The organism is Microbacterium sp. SORGH_AS_0888, from assembly GCF_030818905.1.
Lineage (GTDB): Bacteria > Actinomycetota > Actinomycetes > Actinomycetales > Microbacteriaceae > Microbacterium.
The window spans coordinates 353295-369386 of the sequence record NZ_JAUTAZ010000001.1 but is presented as its reverse complement, the minus strand read 5'-3'; the positions used below and the strand labels follow the sequence as shown (position 1 = coordinate 369386).

Here is a 16092-nt window from a genome sequence, read left to right as displayed (position 1 = left end):
ACCAGGGCTGCATCCGCGATGGCCCGACCACCGCGATGGAGGCAGCGTGCTCACTCTCGTCGGCGTGCAGGTGCACGCCCCCGGAAACCCGGACCCCCTGCTCACGGTCCGCTCGCTCGCGCTCCGAGCAGGTGACCGCGTCGTCGTCAGAGGACCGTCGGGGGCGGGCAAGAGCCTGTTGCTGAACGTCCTGGCGGGGCGACTCGCGCCATCCCTCGTCCTCACCGGCGAACGGCACGTCGCGCCGGGGCTCGACCGGATCGGCATCGTCCCGCAACGTGGCATCGAGGCTCTGCACCCGCTCCTGTCGCTGCGTTCGCAACTGCGCGCCGCCACGGGCGCCTCTCGCGCCGAGGTCGATGACATGCTCGGGCGGGTGGGCCTGGCGCCCTCGACGTTCGGCCCACGTCGCCCCGCTGAGCTCTCCGGCGGGCAGGCGCAGCGGGCCGCCATCGCGCGCGCTGCGCTCACCCGCGCACCCGTCGTCATCGCCGACGAGCCCACGAGCGCGCTCGACCCGGCCACGCGCGACGAGGTCGTCGACGTCCTCTCCCGCTCTCTGGACCCGGGCACGGCCCTCGTCGTCGCCACGCACGACGCCGCGGTCGCCGCGGTGCTCGGCGCGCATCGCCTCGACGTGTCCCACGGGCAGGTCCACGACGGGGGCCAGGCATGACCGCGCTCGAGGTCCGTGACGTCTCGTTCTCGCACGCTCACGGGCGTCGCCGCTCCCTCGCGCTCGCCACGACGCACCTCGAGCTCGCGGCGGGCGCCACGCTCGCCGTCGTGGGCCGCTCGGGCGCGGGGAAGTCGACGCTCGCCGAGATCGTCCTCGGTCTGCGTCGCCCGGCAACGGGCGTCGTGCGCGTGCTCGGTCATCTCTGGACCGACCCCCGGCACGGCCCGCGGCGTGCGCACCGACGCCTCGTGCAGGGCGTGCCCCAGGATGCCGCCGCGTCGTTCGTCCCCCGCGTCCCGGTGGGCACGCAGATCTCCGACGCCGTGCGCCGGCTCTGCCGCACGACCGCCTCCGACGCGCGCGCACGGACGGGCGACGCGGCCCGCCTCGCCCGCCTCGACGCGGCACTCCTGGGCCGTCGCCCGGGCGAGCTGAGCGGCGGCCAGGCGCAGCGCGCGGCGATCGCACGCGCCGTCGCCCTCGGCCCCGCCGTGATCGTCGCCGACGAGCCCACGAGCGCGCTGGATGCCGAGACCACCGCGGACGTGGCCGCCTCGCTCCTCGCGCTCGCGCCCGCCCGACGGACGGCTCTCCTGATCGTGACGCACGACCCGGATCTCGCGGCGCGATGCGACGCGCGGATCGAGATCGTGAAGGCGGTCGATCCCGCGTGAGCCACAGTCCCCGCCTGCGCGTCCTGCTCGCCGCGCAGGCCGCCTTCATGCTCGGATTCTCGAGCGTCGTGCCCTTCATCGCCGTCCTCGCCGAGAGTCGCTTCGCACTCGGACCGGAGGTCATCGGCGCGATCGTGGGCACACGAGTAGCGGTTCAGCAGGGACTGTTCCTCGTCGGAGGCGCCCTCTGCGACCGCTTCGGTGCGCGACTGCTGCTCATGCTCGGCTGCGGCGTGCGCGCCGCCGGGTTCGGCGTGCTGGCGACGTCCGCGTCGCCCCTGCCCTTCGTCGTCGGCGTCGTGCTGATCGGCATCGCGGGTGCGCTCTTCTCCCCAGCCGTGGATGCGTACGCCGCCGCCGCGGACGCCGACGCGTCCCGCGGGAACGGCGCACGCTCGCCGTTCGGCGCCCTGCAGTGGGCGGGCGAGGCGGGCGGGATCCTCGGCGCCGCGATCGGCACGGCGCTCATGCCCGGCGCTGCGCTGCCGGTGACCCTCGTGGCCTCCGCCCTGTTCCTCGCCGCCATGCTCGTGCTCGCACGGATGCTTCCGAGGCGTGCGGCGTCCCCCGCAGACGGCGAGACCTCGACGCGGAACGCCATCCCGCGGCCCGGGGCGGTGCTGCTCCTCGCCGCGGGCGCCGCCACGCTCCTGCCGAGCTACACGCAGCTCTTCTCGCTCGTGCCGCTCGGCCTGTCCGCGCGGGCCCTCGACGGCGGCCTCGTCGGTGCGGTCTCGATCGTGCTGTCCTCCGCGGTCCTCGCCCTCCACTGGCCGCTCGCCCGGCTCCGTGCCCGCCTGGGGCGGCCTCGGGCCGTCGCGGCCGGCGTCGCCGCCGCGCTCGTCGCCGCCGTCTCGGGCGCCGTGTCCGCCGAGGCGGAGTCGACACTCGCGTTCGCCGCCGCGACGGCGGTGAGCACGCTCGGCATCGCCGTCTCGCTCCTGCTCGCCGCGCCCGCCGCCCAGTCCCTGATCGCCGCCGCGGGCGCTCCGCTCCGGCGGGCGACGCGCCTGGGCGCGTTCGCGACGACGGGCGGGCTCCTGGCTCTCGCCGCCTCCGGGCTCTGCGGTGTCGTCGCCGGCAGCGCCGGCCTCACCGCGGCCTGGGTCTTGGCCGCCGTCGTGCCGCTGGCCGGGCTCGCCTGCGCACTCGCGGCCATACGACCGCTCTCCCGCCTCACCCCTGAAAGGACGAACCCATGAGAGATCCCAGGCTCGCGACGAGGATCACCGCGATCCTCGTGACCGCCGGTGCGCTGACCGCCCTCACCGGATGCTTCGCCGGCGGAGCGACCGGCTCTGCCGCTGCGACCGCCGAGCGGATCTCGGTGGCGATGCTCCAGCCGCCCCGGTCGGGGCTCTCCCCCCTCAGCGACGACGCGTTCAAGCTGTCGCGCTGGAGCACCGCCGAGACCCTCGTGACCCTCGACGACGACGCGACGGCACAGCCCTCGCTCGCGACGTCGTGGACCCGGATCGACGACACGAGCTGGAGATTCGCGATCCGTCCCGGCGTGACCTTCCACGACGGGACGACGCTCACGGCCGACGCCGTCGTGAACGCGTTGCAGCAGGCCGCACAGGCGAGCCCCGTCCCCCGCATCCTGAAAGGTGTCGGGCTCCAGGCTCGGGCCGACGGCGATGCCGTCGTCGTCACGACCGCGTCCGTGGACCCGCTGCTCCCCCAGCGGCTGTCCAGCCCGCAGCTGTCGATCCTCGCGCCCGCCGCGTACGACGGGGACATCGTCTCGCCCGTCGGCACGGGCACCGGGCCGTTCCGTCTGGTCGCCGTGAACGGCATCTCGGGCGCCACGCTGGACCGGTACGACGACTACTGGGGCGGCACCGCGAAGGCCGCCGGCATCGACGTCTCCTTCGTCCCCGACGGCACGGCACGCACGGCCGCCCTGCGCACCGGTGCCGCCGACATCGTCGAAGCCGTGCCGGCCGGTCAGGTCGCCACGATCGACCCGCAGCTCGCGCACGAGGTGCCGATGCCGCGGACGAACACGCTGTACCTGAACACCGCATCCGGACCGTTCGCCGACCCGGGTGTGCGTGCCGCGGCGCGGGCCGCCATCGACCGCGCCGCGATCATCTCCTCGGTCTACGAAGGACGTGCGGACGAGGCCAAGGGCCTCCTGGGGCCGGCGCTGCCGTGGACGACCGAGGCCCGCGGCTCGGCGGAGTACGAGGCCCTCCTCGAGGCTCGGGCCCTGCCTGCGCAGGTCGACAAGGTCGCGATCACGCTCGGAACGTTCACGGACCGCGCCGAGCTCCCGGAAGTCGCCGTCCTCGTGCAGCAGCAGCTCGAGAAGGCGGGCTTCGTCGTCACACAGGACGTGCGGGAGTACCAGTTCATCGAGGCCGACGCCCTCGCGGGGAGGTTCGACGCGTTCATCCTCTCCCGTGCGACCGTGCTCGACTCCGGCGACCCGGTGGCCTACTTCGCGGCCGACTTCGGCTGCCAAGGCGGCTTCTCGATCGCGCAGCTGTGCGATCCCGCGGTCGACACGGCGATCACCGCGGCCTCGCAGACCGCTGCCGGGCAGGAACGCCAGCGAGCCATCCTGGCGGCCGAGGCCCGCATCCTCGCGACCGACGCCGCCGTGCCGATGCTGCACGAGCGGGTCGTCCAAGGGGAGTCCCGGCGCGTGCACGAGGTGGCCCGCGACCCGCGTGAGCGCACGCTCGTGACCGTGGACACCTGGGTGGAGGCGACAACGGACGATGCGAAGCGCTAGGGCAGCCCTCGCATCGCGGCTCGCCGCCGGGGTGGCGCTGCTGATCGTCGCCGGGGCGCTGCCCTGGCTGTCGCAGCGCGACCCCGCGGCGTCGATCCTCCGCGCGCGCTACGCCGAGCTGGAGCCGACGCCGGACGCGCTCGCGTCGATCCGCACCGAGCTCGGCCTCGACGGCGGCCCGATCGCGACCAGCGTGCGATGGTGGTCCGGAGTCCTCAGCGGCGATCTCGGAGCGTCGTGGGTGAGCGGAGCTCCGGTGGCTCCCGGCGCGTGGGCCGCGTTCGGCGTCTCCCTCACGCTCGCGGGCTTCGCGATCGGCGTGGCGGCCGTCATCGCCGTCGGGCTGGTCGCCCCCGCCTGCGTACGGGTGTGGCGTGATCGCCCCATCCGCGGCGCGGGCCCGGTCGGCGTCGCACTCACGGCGATGCCGGAGTTCCTGCTCGCCAGCGGACTGCTCATCGTCCTGGCGGTCCAGCTGCGCCTGTTCCCGCCCTTCGGCTGGCAGGGGCTCGAGCACGTCCTGCTTCCTGCGCTGGCGCTCGGAATCCCCGGCGGCGGGCTCATGGGACGCCTCGTGGTGGATGCCATCGCCGGGGCGGGCAACGAGCGATGGGCGGTGATCTGGCGCGCCGGCGGAGCGCCGCGCGGCGTCGTCCTGCGCGGTGTCCTGCGGCGCGCCGGCGCCGCCGTCGTCGACCAGGTCGCCCTGGTCCTGATCGGGGTGCTCGGCGGTGCGGTCGCCGTGGAACAGGTCTTCGCCATCCCCGGACTCGGACGCTACCTGCTCGGCGCGGCGAACGCCCAGGACCTCCCCGCCCTGCAGGCCGGTGTGCTTCTGATCGCGGCCGCCGCGATCGCCGCGGGAGCGGTCGCAGGCGGTGCCCGGCTTCTGCTGTGGGGAGGCCCCCTGCCGGAGGGCGCGATCGCGCCGCCGCCCGAGCATCGGCCCACGGACAGGGCGACGAGGGCGACGCTCATCACGGCCGCGGGCCTGCTGCTCGTCATCGTGGCGGCGGGAATCGTCCGTGACCCCTACGCGAGCGCCCATCCACGCCTCGCGCCGCCGTCGTGGGCACTGCCCTTCGGGGCCGACGCGTCCGGACGTGATCTGCTGGCCCGCGTCGCCCACGGCGTGACGGGCACCCTCGGACCCGCCCTGCTCATCGTGGTCGCGAGCATCGTCCTCGGCCTGGTCGTCGCGTTCGGCGGAGCGGGCAGCGCGGGACCCGTGGAGGTCGCCAACGCCACGCCGCCGATCCTCGCCGGCGTGATCGTGGCCGCCCTCGCGGGTCCGACTGCGGGCGGCGCCGCCCTGGCCGTTCTCTGGGTGAGCTGGCCACCGCTCGCCGCACATGCACGGAGCCTCCTCGCCGAGGCGCGCGCCATGCCGTACGTGAGGTGGCTGCCGGTGGTCGGCACCCCGCGCCTGGTGACGACGTTCCGTCACATCGTCCCGACGGTGCTTCCCCCGCTGGTCCGACACGCCGTGCTGCGACTGCCGGGTATCGCCCTCGCTCTTGCCTCGCTGGGCTTCCTCGGGCTCGGCGCACAGCCGCCGACACCCGAGTGGGGCCTGCTCCTCGCAGAGGGCATCGACTACGTCGAACGCGCCCCGTGGACCACGGTCGCGCCCGGCTCCGCGCTGATCCTCGTCTCGATCATCGCGGTCGCATCCGCCGGCGCCGGTCTCGGGAGCCGTCGCCGGAGGACGGCACCCGCTCGGCCGGCCGGATGAGACCGGCGACGCGATGACCTCGACGGGGCCGCGTCGCGTTCGCCGCTCAGTTCTCCGGGTCGATCGCGACCGCCGTCTGCACCAGGAAGTCCGCGATCACCCGGAGCTCGGCCGGCGAGTAGCGCACCGCCACATCGCGCATGGCCGACACGCTCGCCGAGAAGTGGCGCACGAACATGCGACGGGCCTCATCCGTGAGCTTCAGCACGCGCGCGCGCCGGTCGCTCGGGTGAGGGGTGCGGACCACATGCCCGGCGGCGTCGAGCCGGTCGACGAGCTTCGTCGTGGACGCGGTGGAGATCCGCAGGTGCCGGGCGATGTCGTGCGGGCTCACGGCCTCGCCGCGCTGCTCGCGGATGATCATCATCCGCAACGCCGCGACATCCGTGGCGTTCATGTCCATGTCGCCCTTCATGCCGCTGTGCATGCGCTCCATGGCGTCGCTGAAGGCGCGCACCGCGATGAGCACCGTCATCACCTCGGGCGTCGTCTCCGTGCGCTCGGGGAGGCCGTCCGCGGATGCACTACCACTTCCTCCGACGACACTCACCCCCGCTGCCGTATGCTCGCTCACCTTGCTAGCTTATCTAGCAAGAGAAGATCGCGGGAGGATGTATGCCGGATATCGACGAGGTCGTGTTGCTGGACGAGCACGCACGACAGATCGGTGTGGCCGCGAAGAGCAGCGTGCACAGCGGCGAGACGCCCCTGCACCTCGCCTTCTCCTGTCACGTGCAGCGGGCCGACGGACGCGTGCTCGTGACGCGCAGGTCCCTGCAGAAGGCGACGTGGCCCGGCGTGTGGACCAACTCGTTCTGCGGCCATCCACGTCCCGGCGAGAGCCTGCCGGACGCCGTGGCGCGCCACGCCGTGAGGGAGCTCGGACTGCGTCTCGATTCGCTCACCCTCGCGCTGGAGGACTTCCGCTATCGCGCCCGCGACGCCAGCGGCATCGTCGAGAACGAGATCTGCCCCGTCTTCTTCGCCCGCGTGGACACGGAGCCCGAGCCGGACCCCGCCGAGGTCGCCGAGCTCCGCTGGGCCGATCCGCGCGACCTCGCACTCTCGGTCGCCGCGACCCCGTGGGCCTTCAGCCCGTGGTTCGTCCTGCAGGCCGCCGAGCTCCCGTTGTACCGGCCGGCACCGGCGGTACGGCCATGAGGAACCTCGTCGACACCGCGGCGCGCGAGGTGCTCGATGGTCGTATCGACGCGGCTCTCGGCCGCATCGTCGCCCGCGGCGCGGCGCACTCCCCCGCCGCCGCCGAGCTCGCCGCGGCGACGGCCCGCGCCGCGCGCGGCGGCAAACGGTTCCGGCCCGAGCTCGTGGCCGCGGCCTTCGCCGCCTGGGGCGGCTCGCCCGCACGTCACCGGGCCATGACGGATGTCGCCGCCGCCGTCGAGCTGCTCCACGCGGCCTTCGTCGTGCACGACGATGTCCTCGACCACGACACGGTGCGCCGCGGCGCACCCAACGTGGCTGGCGAGTTCGAGGCCCGAGGCCGCAGCCTCGGCATGCCCGCGGACGCGCGGAGCGAGCTGGGGGTCGCCGCAGCGGTCCTCGCCGGCGACCTGCTCCTCCACGAGGCCGAGCGCACGGTCGCCCTCGCCGATCTCGAGGCCCCGGCGCGCCGGCTCGTGCTCGACCTCTTCGACGACGCCGTCCACGTCTCGGCCGCGGGAGAGCTCGCCGATATCGAGCACGCCCTCGCCGCCGCGATGCCGGAGCCGGAGCGGCTGCTGCGCGCGGCGCACGACAAGACGGCCGTCTACTCGTTCGTCGTGCCGCTGTGCGCCGGCGCGGTCCTCGGCGACGCGGAGGAGACAGAGGTCGCGGCGCTCCGCGAGGCGGCCGCGCATCTGGGACTCGCCTTCCAGCTCGCGGACGACCTCGTCGGCGCGTTCGGCTCCGAGGCCGACGCGGGCCGGGCCGCCGGAGCGGACCTGCGAGAGGGCAAGCGCACACCGCTCGTCGCGCTCGCGCAGGAGGGGCAGGAGCCCGAGCTCGTGACGGGCGCCCTCGCCCTGGCCCGCACCGGCCCCGTGGCCGTCCGCCACGCACAGCGCGTGCTCGACCGGTCGGGCGCACGTGGCCGGGTGCGAGAGCTCATCGACGACGCGATCGCCGCGGCGGAGACCGAGGGCTCGGCACTTCCTCCCACGGCGCGCGTGCTCATCGATCGCATCGGCGCCGGAATCCGCGAGCGTGCGCTGTGACCGTCGCGACCGGGCTCGCCCTCTACGACCGCGCGGCGTCGGAGGCGGCCGCCCGCGTGATCGCGGCGTACTCGACCTCGTTCTCGCTCGCGACGCGCCTCCTGGGCGAGCGCGCGCGTCCGCACATCCGTCACGTCTACGCCCTCGTCCGGGTCGCCGACGAGATCGTCGACGGCCCGGCGGGCGAGGCGGGCGTAGGACCGGCGGAACGCCGGGCGCTGCTCGACGCCCTCGAGCAGGAGACGACGGATGCGGTGGCTCGCGGCTTCAGCGCGAACCTCGTCGTGCACGCCTTCGCACGCACGGCGCGCGAGTGCGGAATCGGCCCCGATCTGACGGAGCCGTTCTTCTCCGCCATGCGGACCGACATCACGACCACGACGCACGACGCCGCGTCGCATGACGCCTACGTCTACGGCTCGGCCGAGGTCGTCGGGCTCATGTGCCTGGCCGTCTTCGTGAACGCCGGGACGTCACGACCGGCGCGGCCCGCCGAGCATCTCGTCAGCGGCGCCCGACGACTGGGCCGCGCGTTCCAGGACGTGAACTTCCTCCGCGACCGGGCGGATGACGAACGTCGCCTGGGGCGCGACTACCTCGGCATCGCCGAGGAGGGCGACCGGGCGGCCCTCCTCGACCGTGTCGACGACGACCTCGCCTGCGCCGCCGCGACGATCGGCGAGCTGCCGCCGGACTGCCGACGGGCCGTCACCGCGGCGCACGACCTCTTCGCCGAGCTCGCCCGGCGCCTGCGGATGGGCGAGGGGACGGAGCGCGTCCGCGTGCCCGCCTCCCGCAAGGCCGTTCTGGCCACCCGGGCGTGGCTCGGCGCCGGACCGTCGGGAGGGTCGAGGTGAGCCGCGTGATAGTCATCGGCGGCGGCATCGCCGGCCTCGCCACGGCCTCTCTCCTCGCCGCCGACGGCCACGACGTCCAGCTGTTCGAGGCGCGGGCGGAGCTCGGCGGTCGAGCCGGCAGCTGGGAACGCGATGGCTTCCGCTTCGACACGGGCCCCAGCTGGTACCTCATGCCGGAGGTGTTCGACCACTTCTTCCGTCTGCTCGGCACGACGGCGGAGCGCGAGCTCGACCTCGTCCCGCTGACCCCGGCGTATCGGGTCTACTCCGATCCCGGCTCCGCGTACCCCGATCCCGTCGACGTCGTCTCGGGTCGAGAGAACGCGGTCGCGCTCTTCGAGTCCCTCGAGCCGGGTGCCGGCGCGCGACTCGCGGGCTACCTCGACTCCGCCGCCGAGGCGTACGATCTCGCGGTCAGCAGATTCCTCTACGACACCTACGAGAGCCGGCGGAATCTCGCGTCGTCGGCGATCCTCCGTCGCGCCGGACGCCTGACGGCGCTGCTCGGCACGTCGCTGCACGACCACGTCCGGAGCCGGTTCACCGACCGGCGCCTGCGGCAGATCCTCGGCTACCCCGCCGTCTTCCTCGGCGGAGAGCCCCGTCGCGTGCCCGCGCTGTACCACCTCATGAGCCACCTCGACCTCGCGGACGGGGTGCTGTACCCGCAGGGCGGTTTCGCCGCGCTCATCGCGGCCGTCGAGCGGCTGGCGCGCGCGCACGGGGTCCGCATCACGACGGGCACACCGGTGACCGAGATCGTGCGCACCGGACGCCGAGCCAGCGGCATCCGCACCACCGACGGGGTGCGGCACGACGCCGACATCGTCGTCTCGACCGCGGACCTCCACCACACCGAGACGGTGCTGCTGCGCGAGGGACCGCGGGATCGTTCCGATCGCTGGTGGCGGCGTCGCACGCCGAGTCCGGGCGCTCTGCTCCTGCTCCTGGGAGTGCGAGGCGCGCTGCCCGAGCTCGCGCATCACACCCTTCTGTTCACCTCGGACTGGGACGCCAACTTCGACGCGATCTTCGGTGCCGCGCCGCACATCCCCGCACCGGCGTCCGCGTACGTGTGCCGTCCGAGCGCGACGGATCGGAGCGTCGCCCCACCGGACCACGAGAACCTCTTCGTCCTGGTCCCCGTCCCCGCCGATCCTCGGTCCGGACGCGGGGGCACCGACCACGACGGCGACCCGCGGATCGAGCGCGCCGCGGACGCCGTCATCGCCCAGATCGCGACGTGGTGCGACATCCCCGATCTGGCCGAACGCATCGTCGTGCGCCGCACGATCTCGCCGGAGGACTTCGCCCGGGATCTCAACTCGTGGCGCGGCAACTCGCTGGGGCTCGCGCACACCCTGCGCCAGAGCGCGCTCTTCCGGCCCGGGAACGCGTCTCGCGCGGTCCCCGGGCTGTACTACGCCGGCACGTCGGCGCTGCCGGGGATCGGCCTGCCGATGTGCCTCATCTCCGCCGAGCTGGTCCTCAAGCGCCTCCGTGGCGATCGCTCCGCCGGGCCCGTCCCCGAGCCGGAGGGCCATTGATGTCCGGCCTCTACCTCCTCGCGATCCTCCTGTCCGCCGCCGGCGTCCTCGCCCTCGATCTCCGCTTCCGGCTCGCGCTTCGGGCCTCGCCGGGCCGATCGGTGGCGGCCATCGCGATCGGGACGGCCTTCTTCCTGCTCTGGGATGCCGTCGGCATAGCGGCGGGAGTGTTCGTCAAGGGGGACAGCCCGCTGCTGCTCGGATGGGATCTCGCGCCGCACCTGCCCGTGGAGGAGCCCGTGTTCCTGGCGTTCCTCTGCTACCTCGCTCTCGTCGTGCACGCGGCGGCTCTGCGAACGGGACGCCGACGCGCATGACGTACCCGCTGATCGTGCTCCCCTTCCTGGCCGCGACCGCGGTCGTGACGGCGCTCTCGGCACGACGCCCGGGCTTCTCCGGCCGGATGCGGGCGAGCGCCCTCACCGCGGTCGTCCTCCTCCTGCTCACCGCCGTGTTCGACAACGTCATGATCGGCGTGGGCCTTTTCGGCTACCCTCCGGAGCACCTCAGCGGGCTTCGGATCGGGCTCGCCCCGCTCGAGGACTTCTCCTATCCGCTCTGCGCGGCCTTCGGCGTCCCCGCCCTCTCGTGTCTCCTCGGACGCTCGGGCACGGAGGCCCGCCGATGACGACGCTTCGCACGATCCTGTTGTCCTCGCGCCCGGTCAGCTGGATCAACACCGCGTTCCCGTTCACCGCGGCCTACCTGCTCACGACGCGCCAGATCGATGCGACCCTGATCGTCGGCGCGGTCTTCTTCCTCGTGCCGTACAACCTCGCGATGTACGGGATCAACGACGTCTTCGACTACGAGTCCGACCTGCGCAACCCGCGCAAGGGGGGAGCTCACGGTGCCGTGCTGGACCGGCGTCTGCACCGGATCACCCTGTGGACGGCCGCGCTGTCGTGCCTGCCGTTCCTCGTGTTCCTCGTCGCGGTCGGCAGCCCGCCGTCGTGGGGCGTCCTCCTGCTCAGCATGTTCTTCGTCGTCTTCTACTCCGCGCCTCCCCTCCGGCTGAAGGAGGTCCCGTTCGCGGACTCGGTGACCAGCAGCATCCACTTCTTCTCTCCCGCCGTCTACGGTCTCGCGCTCGCGGGCGCGGTCTGGACCTGGCAGCTCGCGGCCGTGGTCGTGGCCTTCGCGCTGTGGGGCGTCGCCTCCCATGCCTTCGGCGCCGTGCAGGACGTCGTGGCCGATCGCGAGGCCGACATCCGCTCCATCGCCACCGAACGCGGCGCGCGCGGGACCGTGCGCTTCGCGCTCGCCCTGTACGCGCTCGCGGGTGTCGCGATGCTCGGCAGCGCCTGGCCGGGGCCCCTGGGCGCGCTGTTGGCGGTGCCGTACATCGCGATGGCGTGGCCGTACCGCGACGTGACCGATGAGACGTCGGCGACGGCGACCGCCGGGTGGCGGCGGTTCCTCTGGATCAATCAGATCGCGGGTTTCGGGGCGACCCTGCTGCTCATCTGGTGGGCGTTGCTCACCGCCTGAGCCGCAGGGCCGCTCCCGGTCAGCGACCGCTGGACTCGAGCGTGAGCAGCTGGTTCACGGCGTCCGTGAGCCGCTTGTCCGCCGCTCCGTAGGCGGTCCAATCGCCCGCCTGGAGCGCAGCCTGACGGTCCATCATGGCTTGCTTGGCCGCCTGCAGAGCGGCCTCCATCTCGGTGCTCGGCGCCGAGGTGCCACCGCCCGTCCCGCCGGACGCGCCGCTGCCGCCCGTGTCCGGCACCACCTGCTGATCGCCCGCGTTCGCGCCCGAGTTGCCGCCGAACAGCGTGTTCAGGGCATCGTTGAGCGTGTTCTCGAAGGCCACCTGCGTGCCGAAGGCGACGAGCACCTTCTGCAGCTGAGGCAGCTGCGTGCCGCTGGAGGCCTGGACGAAGACCGGCTGCACGTAGAGGAAGCCGCCGCCCACCGGCAGCGTCAGCAGGTTGCCGTTCTTCACCTCCGACTGCCCCTGTTTCAGGATGTTGATCTGCGCCGAGATCGACGGATCGGAGTTGAACGTGTTCTGCACCTGACCCGGGCCGGGGATGGTCGTGTCCGCCGTGATCTCGAGCAGTCTGAGCTTCCCGTAGTCGGGACTCTTCGTCCCGGCCGTCTCACCCGCATCGGAGTCCACGGAGAGATATCCCATGAGCACGTTGCGCGAATCGGTCCCCGAGGACCTCGGGATGAAGCTCGTGAACATCGAGTACGTCGGATCGGTCTGACCCGGCATCCGCATCGTCAGGTAGTACGGCGGCTGGTTGACCTGGGAGTTCTGCGGATCGGCGGGTGTGGCCCACACGTTGTCCTGCTGGAAGAACGACTGCGCGTCCGCGACGTGGTAGACGCCGAGCATGGCGCGCTGCACCTTGAACAGGTCGGTCGGGTAGCGCACGTGGCTCATCAGATCGGCTGACATGTCCGAGATCGGCTTGATGGTGGTCGGGAACACCTTCTGCCAGGCCTGCAGCAGGGGGTCCTGGTCGTCCCACGCGTACAGCGTGACGCTCCCGTCGTACGCGTCCACCGTCGCCTTGACGGAGTTGCGGATGTAGTTGATGTTGTCGAGCGCGATCTTCGGGTTCTCGTTGTTCGCGTCCTCGATCGCCTGCGACATGCTCGTCGCCGTCGAGTACGGGTAGGCGTTCGTGGTGGTGTAGCCGTCGATGATCCACTTGATGCGACCGTCCACCACGCTCGGGTACGGGTCGGAGTCGAGGGTCAGGTAGGGCGCCACCTTCTGCACACGATCGACGGGGTTCCGGTCGTAGAGGATCTGCGAGTCCTGGTTGAGGTAGTCCGAGAAGAGGATCTGCTCCGACTGGAACTTGAGCGCGTAGATCAGGCGGTTGAACCAGTTGCCCACGCTGGGGCCGCCGTTGCCGGTGAAGGTCGTCTTGGTCTCACCGGAGCCGTCTGTGCCGGAGGGGTAGTCCAGCTCGATCGGCGCGCGGTCGCTCGGGCCTCCGACGATCGAGTACTTCGGCGACGACTCGCCGAAGTAGATCCGCGGCTGGAAGTCGCTCGCCGAGAGGAAGCCGGATGCCGGGATCCCGCTCTCCACGAACACGGGGTCTCCGTCGCTCGTGCGCTCGTTGCCCTTCGCGACCACCATGCCGTAGCCGTGGGTGTAGACGAGGGTCGAGTTCTGCCAGGTGGGGTTGGCGCCGAGCGCCTGGGTGTTCAGGTCGCGCACCGAGACGATCGTGTCCTGGATCTGGCCGTCGATCTTGTAGCGGTCGACGTCGAGCGGGTTGGCGAACTGGTAGTACGAGCGGTACTGCTGCAGCTGTGCGACGGTCGGGTTGATGATCGCCGGGTCCATGATGCGGATCGACGCCGTCGTGTCGGCATCCGAGCGCAGCTGGCCCGCCTCGGCCGTCGTCGTCGCGTCGTAGGGCGTGGTCGACATGTCGTCGATGCCGAACGCGGTCTTGGTCGCGTCGAGGTTCCGCTGGTAGTACTGCGACTCGAGCGCGAGCTGGTTCGGCTTGACCTGGACGGTGTTCACGACCCACGGGTAGACGAGGCCGACGACGATCGACGTCACGACCAGCAGCGCGGTCGCGATCAGCGGATACCGCCACCGGCCGATGACCGCGGTCACGAAGAAGAGCACGGCCACGAGGGCCGCGACGATCGAGAGGATCGTGAGGCCCGGAATCGTCGCGTTCACGCCGGTGTACGCCGGACCCGTGATCCGGTCGCCCGCCTCCGTCAGCGTGCGGTACCGGTCGAGCCAGAGGCTCGCCGCCTGCAGCAGCAGGTAGACGCCCGCGATGACGGCCAGCTGGATGCGAGCGGACTTGGAGATCCGGAGCTCCCGCTGGCCGACACGCACGGACCCGTAGAGGTAGGAGACGAAGGCCGTGACCAGCAGGGAGATCAGCACCGTCGCCGACGCGAAGCCGAGCAGGCCCGCGTAGAACGGGACGCCGAACAGGTAGAAGCCCGTGTCGAGGCCGAACTGCGGGTCGGTGGTCGAGGTGGGGACGCCGTTGATCCACAGCGCCGCCGTCTGCCACTGTGCCGACGCCGCGAAGCCCGCGAAGAAGCCGAAGAAGATCGGGATCCCCCACATCGCCAGCCGGCGCAGGGGCTCGACGACCTCCTGATAGCGATCGAGCTGGGAGCTGAGACGCACGTACACCGGCCGCAGCCGGTACGCGAGCTGGATCGTCAGCCAGAGCGGGAGCGCCATCCCGAGGAAACCGACGACGAACATGATGGCCCGCGCCGTCCACTGCGTGAGCAGCACGGAGGTGTAGCCGAGCTGGTCGTACCAGAGCCAATCCGCGTAGAGGTTGGCGAAGAGGAAGAAGCCGGCCACGAGCGCCGCGATCACGGCGAGCGAGACCGCGATGATGCGGCGGGATCGTCGGGGTGCAGCAGGCGACGGCGCTGTGGTCGATGTCACCCGTCCATCCTAGGAGCGGGTTCTGACAGAACGCCCTCAGACGCGGATCCGCCGCTACCCGGCGGAGCAGGTCGGAAGCGCGTCGAGGTCACCGTCGTGGGCGATCGCCTGCAACGCCGTGAGCGCGTCGTCGAGCGTCGAGACCGCGAACACCCGCAATCCGGGAGGCACGTGCCCCACGACCTCGTCGCAGTTCGACCGGGGTGCGAGGAAGTACTGCGCGCCCGCGTCGGCGGCCCCCCACATCTTCTGACGGATGCCGCCGATCGCGCCCACCGTGCCTTCGGCGGTGATCGTGCCCGTCCCCGCGACGTCGTGTCCGCCGGTGAGATCGTCGGGGGTGACGGTGTCGATGATCCCGAGCGCGAACATCATGCCGGCCGAGGGCCCGCCGACATTGGTGAGCCCGAACGTCACCTCGTACGGGATCTCATAGCTCTGCTGCGCCGTGACGCCCAGGAGCCACTTGCCGTCCCCCACCGCGGCCGGCGTCACCGACACGGTCTGCTGCGCGCCGTCCCGATCGATCTCGAAGGTCATGGCGGCCCCGGCGGAAGCCGCGACGGCGGCACGCAGCGCATCGGCGGAGGTCAGCCGCTGACCGTCGACGCTGAGGATCTCGTCGCCCGGGGCGAGCAGGCCCTTCGCGGCCGCGTCGTCCGAGACCGACGTGACCGCGAGCGTGGGCTTCACGTCGTAGCCGAGGTGGCGGAAGGCCGCGGCCTCGGCGTCCACCTGCGAGTCCGTCATCATCTCGGCGTTCTGCTGCGAGCGCTGATCGGAGGTCTGCCCCGAGGGGAAGACCGCCTCCATCGGCACGACGGCGCGCGTGCGGTCGAACCAGGCGCTCACGATCTGGAGCCAGGAGGTCGGCCGCTCCGGCGAGCCCACGACCTGCACCGTCAGGAGGTTGAGCGCACCGGACGGGTCGTACGTCTGCGTGCCGTCGATCTTCAGCAGCGGCACCTCGGAGCCGTCGGCGCCCGTGACGTCCCCGATCGTGTTGTAGACGGGACCGGGCTGCTCGATGACGTAGGCCGTGGGAAGGAACGACAGCCCGAGCAGGCACAGAAGCGCGACCACGAGCGACCAGGCTCCGACGACGACACCGCGGCTCGGCGCCCGGCGCGTACGCGGCTCGGGCGCGTGCGGGGCGTCGTCGAACAGGGTCACGCGGTCCTCCGGGGGGTCGGTCGTTCGCGACCGGCGTACGGGATCTGGCCCTCTGCCCGGCGG

At 72.3% G+C, this 16092-nt stretch carries 15 protein-coding genes; 12 read left to right on the top strand and 3 right to left on the bottom strand.

Annotated elements, in window-relative coordinates:
- The first annotated feature begins 46 nt into the window (after nt 1–46).
- The 5 genes from QE381_RS01730 to QE381_RS01710 are packed head-to-tail and all read left to right on the top strand — an operon-like array spanning nt 47 to nt 5831.
- Complete coding sequence (locus QE381_RS01730; RefSeq protein ID WP_307214923.1) at nt 47–676, top strand: ATP-binding cassette domain-containing protein; 630 nt, start codon at nt 47–49, stop codon at nt 674–676.
- The gene (locus QE381_RS01725) at nt 673–1353 is read left to right on the top strand and encodes an ATP-binding cassette domain-containing protein (RefSeq protein ID WP_307214921.1); all 681 of its coding nucleotides are present in this window, start codon (nt 673–675) and stop codon (nt 1351–1353) included. Before QE381_RS01730 ends, QE381_RS01725 begins: the two co-directional genes overlap by 4 nt.
- A complete protein-coding gene (locus tag QE381_RS01720; protein ID WP_307214919.1) occupies nt 1350–2555 on the top strand; it encodes an MFS transporter in 1206 nt (401 codons plus the stop codon). Before QE381_RS01725 ends, QE381_RS01720 begins: the two co-directional genes overlap by 4 nt.
- Nucleotides 2552–4096 (top strand): ABC transporter substrate-binding protein, encoded by a 1545-nt coding sequence (locus tag QE381_RS01715; protein WP_307214918.1) that lies wholly within the window; start codon nt 2552–2554, stop codon nt 4094–4096. Before QE381_RS01720 ends, QE381_RS01715 begins: the two co-directional genes overlap by 4 nt.
- Complete coding sequence (locus QE381_RS01710) at nt 4083–5831, top strand: ABC transporter permease subunit (RefSeq protein WP_307214916.1); 1749 nt, start codon at nt 4083–4085, stop codon at nt 5829–5831. Before QE381_RS01715 ends, QE381_RS01710 begins: the two co-directional genes overlap by 14 nt.
- A 46-nt stretch (nt 5832–5877) precedes the next feature.
- On the opposite strand, the gene QE381_RS01705 is transcribed toward QE381_RS01710, so the two are convergent.
- On the bottom strand, nt 5878–6405 hold the full coding sequence (locus QE381_RS01705) for a MarR family winged helix-turn-helix transcriptional regulator (protein ID WP_307214914.1): 528 nt from the start codon (nt 6403–6405) through the stop codon (nt 5878–5880).
- A 41-nt stretch (nt 6406–6446) separates the two neighbouring features.
- On the opposite strand from QE381_RS01705, the gene idi reads away from it, so the two are divergent.
- From idi to QE381_RS01670, 7 genes are read left to right on the top strand one after another with little or no spacing between them, the layout of a single operon-like run.
- Entirely contained in the window at nt 6447–6992 is a 546-nt protein-coding gene (idi, locus tag QE381_RS01700) for an isopentenyl-diphosphate Delta-isomerase (protein ID WP_307214913.1), read from the top strand.
- Nucleotides 6989–8047: a polyprenyl synthetase family protein gene (locus QE381_RS01695; RefSeq protein WP_307214911.1), complete on the top strand. Its 1059-nt coding sequence runs from the start codon at nt 6989–6991 to the stop codon at nt 8045–8047. The genes idi and QE381_RS01695 overlap by 4 nt, the downstream gene beginning before the upstream one ends.
- Nucleotides 8044–8904, top strand: coding sequence for a squalene/phytoene synthase family protein (locus QE381_RS01690; protein WP_307214909.1), 861 nt, complete (start codon nt 8044–8046; stop codon nt 8902–8904). The genes QE381_RS01695 and QE381_RS01690 overlap by 4 nt, the downstream gene beginning before the upstream one ends.
- Nucleotides 8901–10451: a phytoene desaturase family protein gene (gene crtI, locus QE381_RS01685; protein WP_307214907.1), complete on the top strand. Its 1551-nt coding sequence runs from the start codon at nt 8901–8903 to the stop codon at nt 10449–10451. The genes QE381_RS01690 and crtI overlap by 4 nt, the downstream gene beginning before the upstream one ends.
- Nucleotides 10451–10768, top strand: a complete 318-nt coding sequence (locus tag QE381_RS01680) for a lycopene cyclase domain-containing protein (RefSeq protein WP_307214906.1) — start codon at nt 10451–10453, stop codon at nt 10766–10768. Before crtI ends, QE381_RS01680 begins: the two co-directional genes overlap by 1 nt.
- Nucleotides 10765–11079, top strand: a complete 315-nt coding sequence (locus tag QE381_RS01675; protein WP_307214904.1) for a lycopene cyclase domain-containing protein — start codon at nt 10765–10767, stop codon at nt 11077–11079. The genes QE381_RS01680 and QE381_RS01675 overlap by 4 nt, the downstream gene beginning before the upstream one ends.
- Nucleotides 11076–11942, top strand: a complete 867-nt coding sequence (locus QE381_RS01670) for a prenyltransferase (protein ID WP_307214902.1) — start codon at nt 11076–11078, stop codon at nt 11940–11942. The genes QE381_RS01675 and QE381_RS01670 overlap by 4 nt, the downstream gene beginning before the upstream one ends.
- A 19-nt stretch (nt 11943–11961) precedes the next feature.
- Here QE381_RS01670 and QE381_RS01665 read toward each other — a convergent pair whose 3' ends face one another.
- On the bottom strand, nt 11962–14856 hold the full coding sequence (locus tag QE381_RS01665) for a UPF0182 family protein (RefSeq protein ID WP_307214900.1): 2895 nt from the start codon (nt 14854–14856) through the stop codon (nt 11962–11964).
- Nucleotides 14857–14910: 54 nt separating this feature from the next.
- Nucleotides 14911–16029, bottom strand: coding sequence for a PDZ domain-containing protein (locus QE381_RS01660; protein WP_307214899.1), 1119 nt, complete (start codon nt 16027–16029; stop codon nt 14911–14913).
- Nucleotides 16030–16092: the final 63 nt, after the last annotated feature.

What these genes read in the sequence shown, in the direction of transcription:
- QE381_RS01725 (WP_307214921.1), top strand. Translation starts at nt 673, where the DNA reads ATGACCGCGCTCGAGGTCCGTGACGTCTCGTTCTCGCACGCTCACGGG.
- QE381_RS01675 (WP_307214904.1), top strand. Translation starts at nt 10,765, where the DNA reads ATGACGTACCCGCTGATCGTGCTCCCCTTCCTGGCCGCGACCGCGGTC.
- QE381_RS01710 (WP_307214916.1), top strand. Translation starts at nt 4,083, where the DNA reads ATGCGAAGCGCTAGGGCAGCCCTCGCATCGCGGCTCGCCGCCGGGGTG.
- idi (WP_307214913.1), top strand. Translation starts at nt 6,447, where the DNA reads ATGCCGGATATCGACGAGGTCGTGTTGCTGGACGAGCACGCACGACAG.
- QE381_RS01695 (WP_307214911.1), top strand. Translation starts at nt 6,989, where the DNA reads ATGAGGAACCTCGTCGACACCGCGGCGCGCGAGGTGCTCGATGGTCGT.
- QE381_RS01670 (WP_307214902.1), top strand. Translation starts at nt 11,076, where the DNA reads ATGACGACGCTTCGCACGATCCTGTTGTCCTCGCGCCCGGTCAGCTGG.
- QE381_RS01715 (WP_307214918.1), top strand. Translation starts at nt 2,552, where the DNA reads ATGAGAGATCCCAGGCTCGCGACGAGGATCACCGCGATCCTCGTGACC.
- QE381_RS01680 (WP_307214906.1), top strand. Translation starts at nt 10,451, where the DNA reads ATGTCCGGCCTCTACCTCCTCGCGATCCTCCTGTCCGCCGCCGGCGTC.